Below are 1,486 nucleotides of genomic sequence, written 5' to 3' on the forward strand. Positions count from 1 at the left end.
AGATCCCGCTGGATTTGCAAATCAAACTGGCATTGATTTAGTTACCAACTCTTTCTACGATAGTGATATTACATCAACAGACAATAGTGATGCAACGGGCGAGACTACTGTAAATTTAAATTTAGAATCCACTTTTCTAACCGCTGGTTGGGATTTTGTCTGTGAAACGGACAATGGTACAGATGATATTTGGAATATAGATGCAACAAATAATGACGGATATCCTAATTTTGATGGTGAAGAAAATATATTTATTGAAGCTATAGAGCCTGATGGAGATGGTAGTGTTGGAAATCCTTATTTAATAACTAATCTTGGTAATTTATATTGGATAACAACTAACCCTACTTCTTGGAATGCTAACTTTGAGCAAATAAATGATATAGATGCATCTTCTACTAGTGAATGGGGTTGTAATAACGAAGGTTGGATTCCTATTGGTGTGAGTGATACAGCAAACTTTACTGGTGTTTATCAAGGTGGGGGATTCGAAATAAACGGCCTTACTATTAACGCTAATATTCCAAACGCTGGTTTTTTTGATGTTCTAGCTGGTGAAGTTAGTAACCTAAGTTTTGCAAACACAAGTTTTATTGCAGAGTTTACTAATGCAGGTGCTTTAGCAGGGCAAATAATAAGTGGAGCCAATGTTATTGGTGTCCATATTTTTGAAAGTAATGTATTAGAAATTCCTTTTTCGATTTTTGACCCTTCGCCACCAGCTTGTAATATGGGTGGTCTTGTAGGTTTAATGAGCGGTGGAAGTATTTCTATATCTTATGCCAATGCCAATTTAAGAAACGCAGTTGGTTTTACAGGAGGTTTTCTTGGTAAAATGGATGGTGGTCTTATTGCTAATTCTTATTCTAGAGCTACAATTACCATGGGTTCTGAATTTGTTGGTGGATTTGTTGGACAAATGGATGCAGGCAGTATTGATAAAGCTTATACAACAAGCAGTATTAACTTATTGGATGATCAGAATGGTACTGAAAGTGCCTTTGGAAATCAAACCGGGGTTGATTTAGTTACCAACTCTTTTTACGATAGTGATATTACATCTACAGACAATAGTGATGCAACGGGTGAGACTACTGCCAATTTAAAGTTAGAAGCAACCTTTACTGCTGTTGGTTGGGATTTTGTTTGTGAAACGGCCAATGGTACAGACGATATTTGGGATATAAGTGCAACAATTAATGATGGATATCCTAGTTTTGAAAGCGATCAAATTACTCCGGTTTCAGTAGCACCTACTGGTACAGGAACTTCTTTAGACCCGTATTTAATTACTAGTTTAGAAAATTTACTTTGGATTTCTGAAAACCCTTCTAGTTGGAGTGAAGTTTTCGAACAAACAGCAAATATAGATGCAGCTTCAACAGAGTTTTGGGGTTGTTCAGGTACAGACGGAGGCTGGATAGTAATCGCTAATGATTTAGGCGAAAGCTTTTCTGGTTCATATAATGGTGGTGGCTTTACTATC

The 1,486-nt window shown here is 36.7% G+C and carries 1 protein-coding gene; it reads left to right on the plus strand.

All coding sequences use genetic code 11. The features are described 5' to 3' along the window. A partial coding sequence (locus IEV63_RS12885) for a hypothetical protein (RefSeq protein WP_229737266.1) occupies positions 1 to 1,486 on the plus strand: 1,486 nt, incomplete at both ends.

The sequence above is a fragment of the Psychroflexus salis genome, from assembly GCF_014640175.1.
GTDB classification, from domain to species: Bacteria; Bacteroidota; Bacteroidia; order Flavobacteriales; family Flavobacteriaceae; genus Psychroflexus; species Psychroflexus salis.